At 33.3% G+C, this 14,786-nt stretch carries 13 protein-coding genes and 1 pseudogene; 2 read left to right on the top strand and 12 right to left on the bottom strand.

The window, feature by feature from the left end; genetic code table 11:
- Nucleotides 1-139: 139 nt before the first annotated feature.
- The 6 genes from EKL97_RS05715 to EKL97_RS05690 all read right to left on the bottom strand — a co-directional run bounded on the left by EKL97_RS05715 (nt 140) and on the right by EKL97_RS05690 (nt 6,887).
- Complete coding sequence (locus EKL97_RS05715) at nt 140-544, bottom strand: hypothetical protein (protein WP_126568426.1); 405 nt, start codon at nt 542-544, stop codon at nt 140-142.
- Complete coding sequence (locus EKL97_RS05710; protein ID WP_126568424.1) at nt 534-905, bottom strand: hypothetical protein; 372 nt, start codon at nt 903-905, stop codon at nt 534-536. Before EKL97_RS05710 ends, EKL97_RS05715 begins: the two co-directional genes overlap by 11 nt.
- Nucleotides 890-1,750, bottom strand: a complete 861-nt coding sequence (locus tag EKL97_RS15800; protein WP_233588553.1) for an RHS repeat-associated core domain-containing protein — start codon at nt 1,748-1,750, stop codon at nt 890-892. The genes EKL97_RS05710 and EKL97_RS15800 overlap by 16 nt, the downstream gene beginning before the upstream one ends.
- Before the next feature lie 952 nt (nt 1,751-2,702).
- Nucleotides 2,703-3,530, bottom strand: coding sequence for a tyrosine-type recombinase/integrase (locus tag EKL97_RS05700; RefSeq protein ID WP_158614919.1), 828 nt, complete (start codon nt 3,528-3,530; stop codon nt 2,703-2,705).
- A gap of 29 nt (nt 3,531-3,559) precedes the next feature.
- Nucleotides 3,560-4,417 carry a tyrosine-type recombinase/integrase gene (locus tag EKL97_RS05695; protein WP_126568419.1) on the bottom strand — a complete coding sequence of 286 codons (858 nt, stop codon included), beginning with the start codon at nt 4,415-4,417 and terminating at the stop codon, nt 3,560-3,562.
- Nucleotides 4,418-4,505: 88 nt separating this feature from the next.
- Nucleotides 4,506-6,887: a CHC2 zinc finger domain-containing protein gene (locus EKL97_RS05690; RefSeq protein ID WP_158614918.1), complete on the bottom strand. Its 2,382-nt coding sequence runs from the start codon at nt 6,885-6,887 to the stop codon at nt 4,506-4,508.
- A 141-nt stretch (nt 6,888-7,028) separates the two neighbouring features.
- Here EKL97_RS05690 and EKL97_RS05685 point away from each other — a divergent pair, with 141 nt between their 5' ends.
- Nucleotides 7,029-7,391: a helix-turn-helix domain-containing protein gene (locus tag EKL97_RS05685; protein ID WP_199742817.1), complete on the top strand. Its 363-nt coding sequence runs from the start codon at nt 7,029-7,031 to the stop codon at nt 7,389-7,391.
- Between the two features lie 56 nt (nt 7,392-7,447).
- Here the strand turns inward: EKL97_RS05685 and EKL97_RS05680 are convergent, their stop codons facing one another.
- From EKL97_RS05680 to EKL97_RS05660, 5 genes and pseudogenes are all read right to left on the bottom strand, one after another.
- Nucleotides 7,448-7,828: a hypothetical protein gene (locus tag EKL97_RS05680; RefSeq protein WP_126568416.1), complete on the bottom strand. Its 381-nt coding sequence runs from the start codon at nt 7,826-7,828 to the stop codon at nt 7,448-7,450.
- A 6-nt stretch (nt 7,829-7,834) separates the two neighbouring features.
- Nucleotides 7,835-8,740, bottom strand: a pseudogene (locus tag EKL97_RS05675) (hypothetical protein); the annotation flags it as partial.
- Between the two features lie 916 nt (nt 8,741-9,656).
- Complete coding sequence (locus EKL97_RS05670) at nt 9,657-10,484, bottom strand: tyrosine-type recombinase/integrase (protein ID WP_158614919.1); 828 nt, start codon at nt 10,482-10,484, stop codon at nt 9,657-9,659.
- Between the two features lie 29 nt (nt 10,485-10,513).
- A complete protein-coding gene (locus EKL97_RS05665) occupies nt 10,514-11,371 on the bottom strand; it encodes a tyrosine-type recombinase/integrase (protein ID WP_126568419.1) in 858 nt (285 codons plus the stop codon).
- 88 nt (nt 11,372-11,459) lie between these two features.
- Nucleotides 11,460-13,841, bottom strand: coding sequence for a CHC2 zinc finger domain-containing protein (locus EKL97_RS05660; protein WP_158614918.1), 2,382 nt, complete (start codon nt 13,839-13,841; stop codon nt 11,460-11,462).
- A gap of 141 nt (nt 13,842-13,982) precedes the next feature.
- Here EKL97_RS05660 and EKL97_RS05655 point away from each other — a divergent pair, with 141 nt between their 5' ends.
- On the top strand, nt 13,983-14,345 hold the full coding sequence (locus tag EKL97_RS05655; protein WP_199742817.1) for a helix-turn-helix domain-containing protein: 363 nt from the start codon (nt 13,983-13,985) through the stop codon (nt 14,343-14,345).
- A 56-nt stretch (nt 14,346-14,401) separates the two neighbouring features.
- Here the strand turns inward: EKL97_RS05655 and EKL97_RS05650 are convergent, their stop codons facing one another.
- On the bottom strand, nt 14,402-14,782 hold the full coding sequence (locus EKL97_RS05650; protein WP_126568416.1) for a hypothetical protein: 381 nt from the start codon (nt 14,780-14,782) through the stop codon (nt 14,402-14,404).
- Nucleotides 14,783-14,786: the final 4 nt, after the last annotated feature.

The following is a 14,786-nucleotide window of genomic DNA, read 5'->3' as shown; positions in this document are numbered from 1 at the left end:
AATTTTGCGGACTTGTTTCATAGGCTAAAATTAAGATTATTTCTTAACTTAATGTGATGGCTAAGTTAGCATGTCCAAAACACTACCAACTTCGCATAGCACCTATACAGTTAAGAAACAGTTCAGGAATTGGCATACTCTATTTTAAAACATAATTTATTATTTTAAAATCACCATCATTATTTTCCATTATGAATTGTTCAGTCATTTTCTTTTTTTGGTATTCAACTTCATAATTTAATACAATTCTATTATTTGAGCCAGAAATGATAACCACATTATAACTTTCTAGTTTTTTATGTTTAAAACCACCTGTAACCTCCCTTTTAACTTTTAAAAAGTTTACAAATTTTTCATATGGCGTGACCTGATAAAATTGATAACTCATTAATAGGTCAATTGATTTATAATCTTTTGTTTTCTCTAAAACATAAAAATCATCAGCAATCTTTTCAGCTAACTTTACATTATTAGAATTTGCTTCACAAGAAATAACAAGTAAAGAAAAACATATAAAAATAAAACTATAAAATTTATTTTTCATTTTGAATCTTATTATGTACTAAATCATAAGTAATCAGCTCCCCATCTTTTTTATATACTGTTACAAATGAATCTCCCTCTTTTTTTAAAACTGAATCTCCAACTTCCAAAAAAACTGAAAATTTCCAATGTATAGGTTGTTTATTCCCATTTTTAAGAATGATTTTATTTCCAAAATGGTCAGGTTTATCAATAAATTTTTCTACTATGTAACCTTTATACGATTGTTTTTTTATATTATCTGATTCTAAATTTTCAGACTTGCCAAAAGACAAACTAACAATAAAATATATAATTAACAGCACTATGAATGTTGTTAATATAATTCTCATTTTTCTATTAACTTTTAATTCAGACTCCATACATGAACGTTTGATTTTCTATACATTGCTCCAGCTGAAACTTTTGCTGAAGGACTGGTTGCAAAAGAACGACTACCTTCAGTATTACCTCTTCCAGTATCGCTTGTACCATAATTTCCTAAATTAAGCCTTTGGGCAGGAGACAAACTTGAAGAAAAAGTTCCTCCATAATTCAAACCAAGTCCCCCTATTGGAGATTCAATTCCAACACTTGCAGATAGTGATTGTCCTCCAGTATCCTCTAATAAAAATGGACCAGTATGTTGTGATTTTACAGTACCAAAACTAAAACCTGTGTCTGCTCCAAATCCAACATTTGAATTACTACTTAAAAAGAAACCAACATTTCCTCCTGAATCTTTTACAATACCAGCATCAAAGCCCCATCCTCCACCAAGTGCTCCATTTAGCCCATACGAAACTTTAAAACCGCTTTTCCTGTCAGAACCAATAATAGTTGTTCCTGCCTCAGTTTTAGTGTTTTCTTTAGTACTCATTGTTTCTCCATTTTCATTTGAAACTGTACCATTATCATGAAAAGTGTATTGATATTCCGTTTTCCCATCTTTAGTACCCGTTAGAGTTGATCCTTCGTTTAAATGTGTAGCATTTTCACCATATTTTGCAGTTGCCTCAGCTTGGGAAGTTACAGCCGAATCATAAAAAATATCTTTACCTTTTTTAATCCAATCAGTAGCTTCCATCCCATCGGGGTCTACAAAGAAAACGGGATTATTAAGAGCATACGTGTAAGGGCTGAACCTACGTGATTTCTCCGCTAATGGGTCAATGTTCATCCAACGACCAAGTGCAGGGTCGTAATTTCTTGCACCATAGTCGTACATGTTAAGCCCCAGCTCGTCTTGACGCTCTTTGCCGTTGTATTTATACTTGTATGCACCTGCTCAATATTTATCCTCGCGCGACTGCTTCCTTTTTGGTAAGAACATTCATCTTCATTGCCTCCTGCGAGGTAAAAGTAATCGTTTTCAGTTGAAAAAAAAAGCTCGTCTGGATTTGCTGATTTTTTATTTCAATTGAAAAAAAAGTTCCATTATTTTATCGATTATCCATTCCAAAAAAGCGCGAACATTCCGAGTTTGCCAAAATTTCGCTGATTGTCTTCAATCGTGCGCTCTATTTTTTTGGAAGAATGCCAAAACGAAAACGTTGTTTTTTAGATAAACTTCCCTGGCATTCTTCTAAAAAAATGAGCATAGCCTTACGGCGATTGAGTTATTCGGTTCAACTTAACACCCCGAAGCACCGCAGAAAAAAATGGAGTTTTTACGGAATTTTTTTTCGAGGAGCGCCACGCGGTGTTGCGGCAATCGAACAGCCACCGCAGGACGGGAACGAAGCGGAGTTTACGGAGTGAAGAGAAGTCCTGCGAGCGTGTAACGGCGGGGAAAAAATATAAGTCAGCCTTTGGCGTTCCTTATTCAAATGCAAAGTGATAACGGAGCAAACCCCGATGGCTGTGCGAAAGAGCAACCGCTGAAAAAATAAGGGGCGGTGGACGCAAACACTGACCCGCATTTTTCTTGCGGGTTTGTGTTGCGGACGCAGTAGCCCCGACGAACGCAGGAAGCGACCGTGTGGAGACTGGGAACGCAGACAACAAAAAAAGAGCTGCTTTTTTTCAAAGCTGCTCTTTTTTTTGGTGGCAAGTGGTCTGTGGAATGGAAGGAGGAACGACTGACTGGAACAGCCCAGCGGAACAAAGGAAGCGACCGAAGGGAGACCGCTTTATTCCTCTGCTGTTTATTTGCAGATTGTTTCTTTTTAAACCTAAATTTATTTGATTGGATGTAATTTTTCGATAGCCGTTTTTAAAGCATTTAATCCTGTTTGACGATACTTTTCTGTTGTGTCCGGGCTTTTGTGTCCTGCAAAATGTTGTGCTATTCTGAGGTCATTATTTTTGATAAATAAGTTTGCTATTACACTTTGTCTGATGGTTGTTGTAGTTAATTTCTTTTTGGATTGTTTTTGATACGTGCTAATTAAATAATCAACATCTTCTTTTGTAATTGGTGTTCCTAGTTTTCCTAACAATAAAGCATTTTTATCATTTCTAAAGGTTTTAAGCTTGTTTCTGTCCTGATTGATAAATTCATATAACAAAAGGATTTGTTCAGCTTTTAAAGGTAAATTTCTGGCGTTGGTTATTCCTGTTTTATTTATTTGTATCGTTGCTTTTTCTAAATCTATATCAGCTACTTTTAGGTGTTCTATTTCTCCAAGTCTTAAACCTTGATTGACCAATAAACTCATTATGATTTTGTTTCTTTTGGTTAAAAATGGATAGCGTTCTATTCTTGGAACTAACAATATTTGCAGTTCTTTTTCAGTAAATAAATCCTGTAATTGGATTGGGTTTTCTTTGCCGTCTCGTATTCTTATGGCTCTTGCTGGATTGTCTTTTCGTTTGCCTGTTTCAATTAAATAATCATAATACTTTTTGATGGAAGCGATTACTCTTTTTACATTGCTTACACTGTGCTGATTTCGCAAAATTTCTATATGCTGCATTACTTTTTGATAGTCGTATTTGTCTGCATTTTTATTGTTCTTTTTGTATTTATTGATGTCATAAATATAGCTTTTAACAGAACTTTGCATTAAACTTTGTTTTAAAAAATCCTCTATACTCATTGCTGTAATTTGGTTTTTAAAAAATTAATTCGTGTATAAATCTGTGTGGTTCCGAGTTGGTTGTGTCCTAAAAAATCCCGAACCATTTCGATTGACATTTCATTTTCTAAAAGATGTGTTGCAATACTATGACGAAGCGAGTGTAAACAATAGTTTTCGGGTTTTAAGCTTTGGGTTCTTTGAAGTACTTTTTTAAAAGTTTTATAAATAGTATTTCCTTTTATGGGGTTTGATTGGATATTGATTAAAAAGCTTTCTTGGGTTTCTTTTCTAATAGTTTCAATATTAATACAATATTCTTTTAAGTCTTTTACAATAGCTTCTGTGAGTGGGATTACCCTGCGTTTTTTGCCTTTTCCTTTTCTAATAAATAATAGTTTTTGTTCAAAATTTACATCTTTCAAGTTCAATAATTCCACTTCATTTCTTCGTAATCCACAGCCATAACACAAGTGTAATATTGTTTTTTCTTCTAAATTTTGAGTGTTTTTGTAGAGTAGTTGGATTTCTTCTTGAGTAAATATGATTCGTTCTTTTTTGGTGGCTTGTTTTATTCGTAAAGTGTATGGATTTTGTTTGATGTATTTGGTTCTTTCTAAATAGTCAAAGTATAATTTAATGGCTAATAGTTGGCTGTAGATATGGCTTTCGCTTATGGTTTTCTTTGTTGTTCTGCTTGGTTTTGTTTTTAGATATTGGTAGTGGTTTTTTATATGTTGGTCGGTTATTTTTAGAGCAGTTTCTTTGGTATATTCTAATAGTTTTTGAGCATATTTTGGATAATTATCTACTACCGTTTTACTATATCCCAGGTTTAATAATTCTCTTCTAAAGTCATTTATTGTATCATCCATTATTACTTATGATGTTTTTGAGGTTATACTTTTTATTTCGACCGAACGCCAAGATAGTCCAAAGTTTAAAAGTCTAAAGTCCAAAGTCTTATGATAATTCTAGTGTTCGTTTGGTGTTCGTTTGGTGTTCGGTAGTGTTCGGTTTCAGATTTTGGATCTGTTTTATAAAATGATCTTTGAGTTTCTTTCTAACGCTTTGTATATCGTCAAAGTGGAAGATTTTATATTTATAGCCTTTGTTGCCGTGTCCAAATTGTTTGATGTATTCCAGTTGTACTAATTGATTGATGTAATGTTGTAATTGTGTCTTTTTAAATCCTGTGGTTTCCATTGCTTCAAAACGTGTAAAATCATCGGTTTTAAACTTCTTTTTTAGTTTCTCAAAAAACTGTCTTAAACTTCCATCTAGTTCATCTATTTTTAAAATGATACTCTCAAAAAGTATTTCTACTGCGTTTTCTATATCTTCAATCTCGGTTACTAATCTGTTATTTTGAGTTCTTCTTTGGTATTGGTTGATGATGGTAATTTGCTTGATAATGCTTTGGAACATTTCGTTTAATCTTCGTTTTTTGTGTACATTCTCGGGCAGTTGTATTTGTGTAGCATACGGATTTTGTACTTCTTCTGTTTTTAAAGCTCGGAGTATTTTTTGTAATTGTTCTTTGGCTTTCTCTTGCTGGGTTTCGTTGATTTCCCCTGCTATTCGCTTGTTTTGATAGCTTATGATTTTGTCAGTTTGGTCCTGGCTTTCGTCAACGGCTAACAAAAAACTTCGGCTCATATTGTCTTCGTATAAATCGCCTTTGGTTGTGGCACTTAACGAACTAAAAACGCCTTTTACTTCTTTCTTAACACTCTTGATATTTCCCTTTTTATCTTTAATAGATACCGAACTTGATAGCCTTTGATTGCTGATTAATTCCCGCATTGCAAAAAGGGCTTCTTCTTTTAAGCCGTCTAAATCTTCAATGATTAATAGCTTGTTTACCAAGTCATATTCCCCCCAATTGTACAAACTGCTTTCTGTTATTCGTGTAAATCGTAAAACGTCTTCTTGTGGGGTTAAATCGGCAATTTTACTGATTAAATGCGTTTTTCCGCTTCCGCTGCTTCCTTGTACTATGGCGTGTAATGGCTGTTTTGTTTTGTATGAACTTGCAATTATAAATAGTAATAATCGGCTGTTTGCTTCTCCAACTATTCCGCTTTGTTCGATTAGTTTATTGATTTCTTGTAGTAGATTATCTTGTTTTAAAATGTCAATAGTAGTAGGAAGTTGGGAGTTAGAAGTTGGAAGTTTTGGCTCTCTTTTTTCTATTTCAATTTCTTTCTTAACTGTAATTTGCTTCGCCTGTTCGCCTTTTGCAAGGCTCGGGTGTTCTTCAATTGAAAATAAAAAAGGTAGTTCTTTTCTTTGGTCGATTAAATGGATTAAAATGTCTGTTTCGTGTCCAATAATTAAACTATTAATGTCTTCGTCTTTTGGCACTTCGACTGCGCTCAGTGTGACAGTTGGGTGTAACTCTCGTAAAATTTCAGCGTATTTTGTAACGGCTTCGTTTCCTGCTTTATCGCCATCAAAAAAGAAAATGATTTCCTCTAACTGTTTTAAAGGTTTGATTGCGTTTAGGATTTCTTCATTTAGTCCGTTGGTTCCGTAACTTGTAAGTAGTGTATAATTTTCTTTTATTTCGTCTATTTGTAGTAAACTAGCGGTGTCGATTATAGCTTCAGTAAGGATTAGTTTTTTGGTGTCAGGATTTGGATAATTTGGATATAGTCCTTGTCTGTTCTTCAGATAAAAATGTTTTGCATTCTCATTGTTTATCGTACTTCTAAAGTAAAATGATACAATTTGATTTTCTTTGTTTTTGAGTGGGAACAAAATTGATTTATTGCCAAAAGGTTTATACGCTTGTCCGCCTGTTCTTGAGTTGGTTCCTGCCATTGTCAGTAGTCCGCATTGTATTGCATCATTGATTAACTTTTCATCTTTTCTTGCGCCGTGATGGAACTGGCCACTATTAAAACCTACTTCCAGTTTATCAAAATCTAAATTTCTACTCGTGCAATATTCTTTGGCTGGTTCACTACATAACAAGCCTTTTCTAAAACTTAAAAACATTTTTTCAAGGAAGTAAGTGTTTACTATTGTCGTTGATTTTGGTTCTACTATTTGCTTTGGACTTTGGACATTTGACTTTGGACTTATTTCTATCATTGTAGTACACTTTTTTAGTGCTTCGTGTTTGGTTAGCTTTTCATAATCTTGCACAAATTGTATTACGTCGCCTTTTTTATCGCAAGCGTGGCATTTGTATTTATTCTGGCTAAAACTTACTTGTAAACTCGCTGTACTATCTTCGTGGAATGGGCAACGGAGCATATTGTTTTTATCGGGTTTTAGGTTGTAGAATTGTAGAACACTTTCTAATGATAGTTGTTGTTTTATATCAGTTATCTCCATAATAAAAACTTTTGTACTTATTTGTCTATTGTGCAAATATATAAAAATGTACATATAAATACATTTATATTTTTAATAAAATTCTATATAAGTACAATTAGACTGTTTTTCATTACTTTTGTGTAGTTATAAATACTTTTAATGATGAATATAGGAGACAGAATAAAAAAAATAAGAGAAGCTAAAGGATTATCTCAAAAAGAAGTAGCTCTTAATTTGAGTATGAACCCAAGCCAATATTCTAAAATTGAAAACGGAAAAGTAGACCCGCAATGTTCTTCTATTGAAAAAATAGCCAATGCCCTCGGCATAAGTCTTGCCGATATTTTTACTCAAGAAAATAGTTTAGAGAATATAAATTCTATTGATAAATCTATTATCGAAAAAGTACAGCTAATTGAACAGCTTGACGAAAAACAAAAACAATCAATTTTTAGTATTATTGATATGGCTATTTATAATGTAAAACTTAAACAAACGCTTTCTAATGCGTTAGATTTATAACAAAAAACCACTCCGTAAGGAAGTGGTTTTTATGCTTTTTTCTGTTGTTACACTGTTTATTCCAGTAATGTATAGAATGATTTTTTATTCCTATTTAAGTCTTCATAATAATAAATAACATTATTTTCAATTTTATCAAAGAAGATAATGTCCTTAATTTTGCCAAAAGTAATAGTCTCTAAAGTCTGCAAATTTATTCTGCATATCTTAAAACCACGTTTAAAAAAAGCTTTTTCGAATATAGGAATATACAAAAAATCATCCTCACTAATTGCTGGTCCACCAAAAAAAGCAGATGGTATAACTTTATTATCAATAGTTATATTTCCGATTTCTGGTCCTCCTTGGCATATCTCGGTTAAATTAATATATTTCAATTTATGATTTCCAAAATCTTTTTCTACTTGGAAGTCCATTGGGGTATCAAAATTAGTCATATTAGCTTATCTGTTAATTGTTTTAGTTGTTTGCTCGATAACTTCTTTTGATTTTGTGATAAATTGTAATGACCCTCCAGGATAAAATCCTCCGCTTTGTGGACCGATTATTCCAGCTTTAATAGGTGTCCCTTTAGGAATTACACCTTCAGTATATGTCGTTAGAGGATTCCATTCTGTTTTAATAGCACCAAAAGTCCTATTGACAAAAGAATTAGTTCCTATCTTAGCACCCCAAAAATTAGTGCCAGAACTTGACATTTGTCCGCCAAACCTTTGAACTGATATATCAATAGGAGCTTTTATGTTTATTCCTCCTATCAAAAATCCATCTGAAGTTGTAATTGCTGCTGCTCCTGCTTTTAATCCTGCACCAATACCTTTAGCACCGATAACAGCTCCAGCAACTTCTCCAATAACTTCTCCTCTTTCAAGTCCATTTCCATTAACTAACTTATTACCACCATTAACTACCGAATTTAATAGATTGTTACCTGCTCCTGTTGAATTTGTTCCAAGAAAATTATCTACTGCTCCAGAAGCTTGTGATCCAACAGCAAGCCATAAAGCAGTATTACCAACACCTTTTGCTGTTTCTATTGGATGTGTAACTGAATTCCACAAACCTTTGGCTGTATTTCCTAATCCTTCACCTATTCCAATAGTATGAGCACCTACACCATTTGGGTTTACCGCAGCATCAATCGCTAGCCAACTATGAAGCTGTAATTCTTTACCTTCAAGTTCAGTACCCATTCCCATTTTATTCTCTTGGAATGCATAAGTTGAGTTATAGGCGTAGTCCTCACTGACGGGATCAATAGACATAAACCGCCCAATCGCAAAATCGTAATTTCTATATTTAAAGCTATCCCAGTTCAGTCCCAGCTCGTCTTGACGCTCTTTGCCGTTGTATTTATACTTGTATGCACCTGCTCAATATTTATCCTCGCGCGACTGCTTCCTTTTTGGTAAGAACATTCATCTTCATTGCCTCCTGCGAGGTAAAAGTAATCGTTTTCAGTTGAAAAAAAAAGCTCGTCTGGATTTGCTGATTTTTTATTTCAATTGAAAAAAAAGTTCCATTATTTTATCGATTATCCATTCCAAAAAAGCGCGAACATTCCGAGTTTGCCAAAATTTCGCTGATTGTCTTCAATCGTGCGCTCTATTTTTTTGGAAGAATGCCAAAACGAAAACGTTGTTTTTTAGATAAACTTCCCTGGCATTCTTCTAAAAAAATGAGCATAGCCTTACGGCGATTGAGTTATTCGGTTCAACTTAACACCCCGAAGCACCGCAGAAAAAAATGGAGTTTTTACGGAATTTTTTTTCGAGGAGCGCCACGCGGTGTTGCGGCAATCGAACAGCCACCGCAGGACGGGAACGAAGCGGAGTTTACGGAGTGAAGAGAAGTCCTGCGAGCGTGTAACGGCGGGGAAAAAATATAAGTCAGCCTTTGGCGTTCCTTATTCAAATGCAAAGTGATAACGGAGCAAACCCCGATGGCTGTGCGAAAGAGCAACCGCTGAAAAAATAAGGGGCGGTGGACGCAAACACTGACCCGCATTTTTCTTGCGGGTTTGTGTTGCGGACGCAGTAGCCCCGACGAACGCAGGAAGCGACCGTGTGGAGACTGGGAACGCAGACAACAAAAAAAGAGCTGCTTTTTTTCAAAGCTGCTCTTTTTTTTGGTGGCAAGTGGTCTGTGGAATGGAAGGAGGAACGACTGACTGGAACAGCCCAGCGGAACAAAGGAAGCGACCGAAGGGAGACCGCTTTATTCCTCTGCTGTTTATTTGCAGATTGTTTCTTTTTAAACCTAAATTTATTTGATTGGATGTAATTTTTCGATAGCCGTTTTTAAAGCATTTAATCCTGTTTGACGATACTTTTCTGTTGTGTCCGGGCTTTTGTGTCCTGCAAAATGTTGTGCTATTCTGAGGTCATTATTTTTGATAAATAAGTTTGCTATTACACTTTGTCTGATGGTTGTTGTAGTTAATTTCTTTTTGGATTGTTTTTGATACGTGCTAATTAAATAATCAACATCTTCTTTTGTAATTGGTGTTCCTAGTTTTCCTAACAATAAAGCATTTTTATCATTTCTAAAGGTTTTAAGCTTGTTTCTGTCCTGATTGATAAATTCATATAACAAAAGGATTTGTTCAGCTTTTAAAGGTAAATTTCTGGCGTTGGTTATTCCTGTTTTATTTATTTGTATCGTTGCTTTTTCTAAATCTATATCAGCTACTTTTAGGTGTTCTATTTCTCCAAGTCTTAAACCTTGATTGACCAATAAACTCATTATGATTTTGTTTCTTTTGGTTAAAAATGGATAGCGTTCTATTCTTGGAACTAACAATATTTGCAGTTCTTTTTCAGTAAATAAATCCTGTAATTGGATTGGGTTTTCTTTGCCGTCTCGTATTCTTATGGCTCTTGCTGGATTGTCTTTTCGTTTGCCTGTTTCAATTAAATAATCATAATACTTTTTGATGGAAGCGATTACTCTTTTTACATTGCTTACACTGTGCTGATTTCGCAAAATTTCTATATGCTGCATTACTTTTTGATAGTCGTATTTGTCTGCATTTTTATTGTTCTTTTTGTATTTATTGATGTCATAAATATAGCTTTTAACAGAACTTTGCATTAAACTTTGTTTTAAAAAATCCTCTATACTCATTGCTGTAATTTGGTTTTTAAAAAATTAATTCGTGTATAAATCTGTGTGGTTCCGAGTTGGTTGTGTCCTAAAAAATCCCGAACCATTTCGATTGACATTTCATTTTCTAAAAGATGTGTTGCAATACTATGACGAAGCGAGTGTAAACAATAGTTTTCGGGTTTTAAGCTTTGGGTTCTTTGAAGTACTTTTTTAAAAGTTTTATAAATAGTATTTCCTTTTATGGGGTTTGATTGGATATTGATTAAAAAGCTTTCTTGGGTTTCTTTTCTAATAGTTTCAATATTAATACAATATTCTTTTAAGTCTTTTACAATAGCTTCTGTGAGTGGGATTACCCTGCGTTTTTTGCCTTTTCCTTTTCTAATAAATAATAGTTTTTGTTCAAAATTTACATCTTTCAAGTTCAATAATTCCACTTCATTTCTTCGTAATCCACAGCCATAACACAAGTGTAATATTGTTTTTTCTTCTAAATTTTGAGTGTTTTTGTAGAGTAGTTGGATTTCTTCTTGAGTAAATATGATTCGTTCTTTTTTGGTGGCTTGTTTTATTCGTAAAGTGTATGGATTTTGTTTGATGTATTTGGTTCTTTCTAAATAGTCAAAGTATAATTTAATGGCTAATAGTTGGCTGTAGATATGGCTTTCGCTTATGGTTTTCTTTGTTGTTCTGCTTGGTTTTGTTTTTAGATATTGGTAGTGGTTTTTTATATGTTGGTCGGTTATTTTTAGAGCAGTTTCTTTGGTATATTCTAATAGTTTTTGAGCATATTTTGGATAATTATCTACTACCGTTTTACTATATCCCAGGTTTAATAATTCTCTTCTAAAGTCATTTATTGTATCATCCATTATTACTTATGATGTTTTTGAGGTTATACTTTTTATTTCGACCGAACGCCAAGATAGTCCAAAGTTTAAAAGTCTAAAGTCCAAAGTCTTATGATAATTCTAGTGTTCGTTTGGTGTTCGTTTGGTGTTCGGTAGTGTTCGGTTTCAGATTTTGGATCTGTTTTATAAAATGATCTTTGAGTTTCTTTCTAACGCTTTGTATATCGTCAAAGTGGAAGATTTTATATTTATAGCCTTTGTTGCCGTGTCCAAATTGTTTGATGTATTCCAGTTGTACTAATTGATTGATGTAATGTTGTAATTGTGTCTTTTTAAATCCTGTGGTTTCCATTGCTTCAAAACGTGTAAAATCATCGGTTTTAAACTTCTTTTTTAGTTTCTCAAAAAACTGTCTTAAACTTCCATCTAGTTCATCTATTTTTAAAATGATACTCTCAAAAAGTATTTCTACTGCGTTTTCTATATCTTCAATCTCGGTTACTAATCTGTTATTTTGAGTTCTTCTTTGGTATTGGTTGATGATGGTAATTTGCTTGATAATGCTTTGGAACATTTCGTTTAATCTTCGTTTTTTGTGTACATTCTCGGGCAGTTGTATTTGTGTAGCATACGGATTTTGTACTTCTTCTGTTTTTAAAGCTCGGAGTATTTTTTGTAATTGTTCTTTGGCTTTCTCTTGCTGGGTTTCGTTGATTTCCCCTGCTATTCGCTTGTTTTGATAGCTTATGATTTTGTCAGTTTGGTCCTGGCTTTCGTCAACGGCTAACAAAAAACTTCGGCTCATATTGTCTTCGTATAAATCGCCTTTGGTTGTGGCACTTAACGAACTAAAAACGCCTTTTACTTCTTTCTTAACACTCTTGATATTTCCCTTTTTATCTTTAATAGATACCGAACTTGATAGCCTTTGATTGCTGATTAATTCCCGCATTGCAAAAAGGGCTTCTTCTTTTAAGCCGTCTAAATCTTCAATGATTAATAGCTTGTTTACCAAGTCATATTCCCCCCAATTGTACAAACTGCTTTCTGTTATTCGTGTAAATCGTAAAACGTCTTCTTGTGGGGTTAAATCGGCAATTTTACTGATTAAATGCGTTTTTCCGCTTCCGCTGCTTCCTTGTACTATGGCGTGTAATGGCTGTTTTGTTTTGTATGAACTTGCAATTATAAATAGTAATAATCGGCTGTTTGCTTCTCCAACTATTCCGCTTTGTTCGATTAGTTTATTGATTTCTTGTAGTAGATTATCTTGTTTTAAAATGTCAATAGTAGTAGGAAGTTGGGAGTTAGAAGTTGGAAGTTTTGGCTCTCTTTTTTCTATTTCAATTTCTTTCTTAACTGTAATTTGCTTCGCCTGTTCGCCTTTTGCAAGGCTCGGGTGTTCTTCAATTGAAAATAAAAAAGGTAGTTCTTTTCTTTGGTCGATTAAATGGATTAAAATGTCTGTTTCGTGTCCAATAATTAAACTATTAATGTCTTCGTCTTTTGGCACTTCGACTGCGCTCAGTGTGACAGTTGGGTGTAACTCTCGTAAAATTTCAGCGTATTTTGTAACGGCTTCGTTTCCTGCTTTATCGCCATCAAAAAAGAAAATGATTTCCTCTAACTGTTTTAAAGGTTTGATTGCGTTTAGGATTTCTTCATTTAGTCCGTTGGTTCCGTAACTTGTAAGTAGTGTATAATTTTCTTTTATTTCGTCTATTTGTAGTAAACTAGCGGTGTCGATTATAGCTTCAGTAAGGATTAGTTTTTTGGTGTCAGGATTTGGATAATTTGGATATAGTCCTTGTCTGTTCTTCAGATAAAAATGTTTTGCATTCTCATTGTTTATCGTACTTCTAAAGTAAAATGATACAATTTGATTTTCTTTGTTTTTGAGTGGGAACAAAATTGATTTATTGCCAAAAGGTTTATACGCTTGTCCGCCTGTTCTTGAGTTGGTTCCTGCCATTGTCAGTAGTCCGCATTGTATTGCATCATTGATTAACTTTTCATCTTTTCTTGCGCCGTGATGGAACTGGCCACTATTAAAACCTACTTCCAGTTTATCAAAATCTAAATTTCTACTCGTGCAATATTCTTTGGCTGGTTCACTACATAACAAGCCTTTTCTAAAACTTAAAAACATTTTTTCAAGGAAGTAAGTGTTTACTATTGTCGTTGATTTTGGTTCTACTATTTGCTTTGGACTTTGGACATTTGACTTTGGACTTATTTCTATCATTGTAGTACACTTTTTTAGTGCTTCGTGTTTGGTTAGCTTTTCATAATCTTGCACAAATTGTATTACGTCGCCTTTTTTATCGCAAGCGTGGCATTTGTATTTATTCTGGCTAAAACTTACTTGTAAACTCGCTGTACTATCTTCGTGGAATGGGCAACGGAGCATATTGTTTTTATCGGGTTTTAGGTTGTAGAATTGTAGAACACTTTCTAATGATAGTTGTTGTTTTATATCAGTTATCTCCATAATAAAAACTTTTGTACTTATTTGTCTATTGTGCAAATATATAAAAATGTACATATAAATACATTTATATTTTTAATAAAATTCTATATAAGTACAATTAGACTGTTTTTCATTACTTTTGTGTAGTTATAAATACTTTTAATGATGAATATAGGAGACAGAATAAAAAAAATAAGAGAAGCTAAAGGATTATCTCAAAAAGAAGTAGCTCTTAATTTGAGTATGAACCCAAGCCAATATTCTAAAATTGAAAACGGAAAAGTAGACCCGCAATGTTCTTCTATTGAAAAAATAGCCAATGCCCTCGGCATAAGTCTTGCCGATATTTTTACTCAAGAAAATAGTTTAGAGAATATAAATTCTATTGATAAATCTATTATCGAAAAAGTACAGCTAATTGAACAGCTTGACGAAAAACAAAAACAATCAATTTTTAGTATTATTGATATGGCTATTTATAATGTAAAACTTAAACAAACGCTTTCTAATGCGTTAGATTTATAACAAAAAACCACTCCGTAAGGAAGTGGTTTTTATGCTTTTTTCTGTTGTTACACTGTTTATTCCAGTAATGTATAGAATGATTTTTTATTCCTATTTAAGTCTTCATAATAATAAATAACATTATTTTCAATTTTATCAAAGAAGATAATGTCCTTAATTTTGCCAAAAGTAATAGTCTCTAAAGTCTGCAAATTTATTCTGCATATCTTAAAACCACGTTTAAAAAAAGCTTTTTCGAATATAGGAATATACAAAAAATCATCCTCACTAATTGCTGGTCCACCAAAAAAAGCAGATGGTATAACTTTATTATCAATAGTTATATTTCCGATTTCTGGTCCTCCTTGGCATATCTCGGTTAAATTAATATATTTCAATTTATGATTTCCAAAATCTTTTTCTACTTGGAAGTCCATTGGGGTATCAAAATTAGTCATATTA

Origin of the sequence: Flavobacterium sp. LS1P28 (assembly GCF_003970335.1) — a bacterium.
GTDB lineage: Bacteria > Bacteroidota > Bacteroidia > Flavobacteriales > Flavobacteriaceae > Flavobacterium.
This window is presented reverse-complemented; position numbering and strand designations above follow the sequence as displayed.

Coding starts and splice junctions, on each gene's coding strand:
- EKL97_RS05715 (WP_126568426.1), bottom strand. CDS start 544: ATGAAAAATAAATTTTATAGTTTTATTTTTATATGTTTTTCTTTACTT.
- EKL97_RS05710 (WP_126568424.1), bottom strand. CDS start 905: ATGGAGTCTGAATTAAAAGTTAATAGAAAAATGAGAATTATATTAACA.
- EKL97_RS15800 (WP_233588553.1), bottom strand. CDS start 1,750: ATGTACGACTATGGTGCAAGAAATTACGACCCTGCACTTGGTCGTTGG.
- EKL97_RS05700 (WP_158614919.1), bottom strand. CDS start 3,530: ATGCAAAGTTCTGTTAAAAGCTATATTTATGACATCAATAAATACAAA.
- EKL97_RS05695 (WP_126568419.1), bottom strand. CDS start 4,417: ATGGATGATACAATAAATGACTTTAGAAGAGAATTATTAAACCTGGGA.
- EKL97_RS05690 (WP_158614918.1), bottom strand. CDS start 6,887: ATGGAGATAACTGATATAAAACAACAACTATCATTAGAAAGTGTTCTA.
- EKL97_RS05685 (WP_199742817.1), top strand. CDS start 7,029: ATGATGAATATAGGAGACAGAATAAAAAAAATAAGAGAAGCTAAAGGA.
- EKL97_RS05680 (WP_126568416.1), bottom strand. CDS start 7,828: ATGACTAATTTTGATACCCCAATGGACTTCCAAGTAGAAAAAGATTTT.
- EKL97_RS05670 (WP_158614919.1), bottom strand. CDS start 10,484: ATGCAAAGTTCTGTTAAAAGCTATATTTATGACATCAATAAATACAAA.
- EKL97_RS05665 (WP_126568419.1), bottom strand. CDS start 11,371: ATGGATGATACAATAAATGACTTTAGAAGAGAATTATTAAACCTGGGA.
- EKL97_RS05660 (WP_158614918.1), bottom strand. CDS start 13,841: ATGGAGATAACTGATATAAAACAACAACTATCATTAGAAAGTGTTCTA.
- EKL97_RS05655 (WP_199742817.1), top strand. CDS start 13,983: ATGATGAATATAGGAGACAGAATAAAAAAAATAAGAGAAGCTAAAGGA.
- EKL97_RS05650 (WP_126568416.1), bottom strand. CDS start 14,782: ATGACTAATTTTGATACCCCAATGGACTTCCAAGTAGAAAAAGATTTT.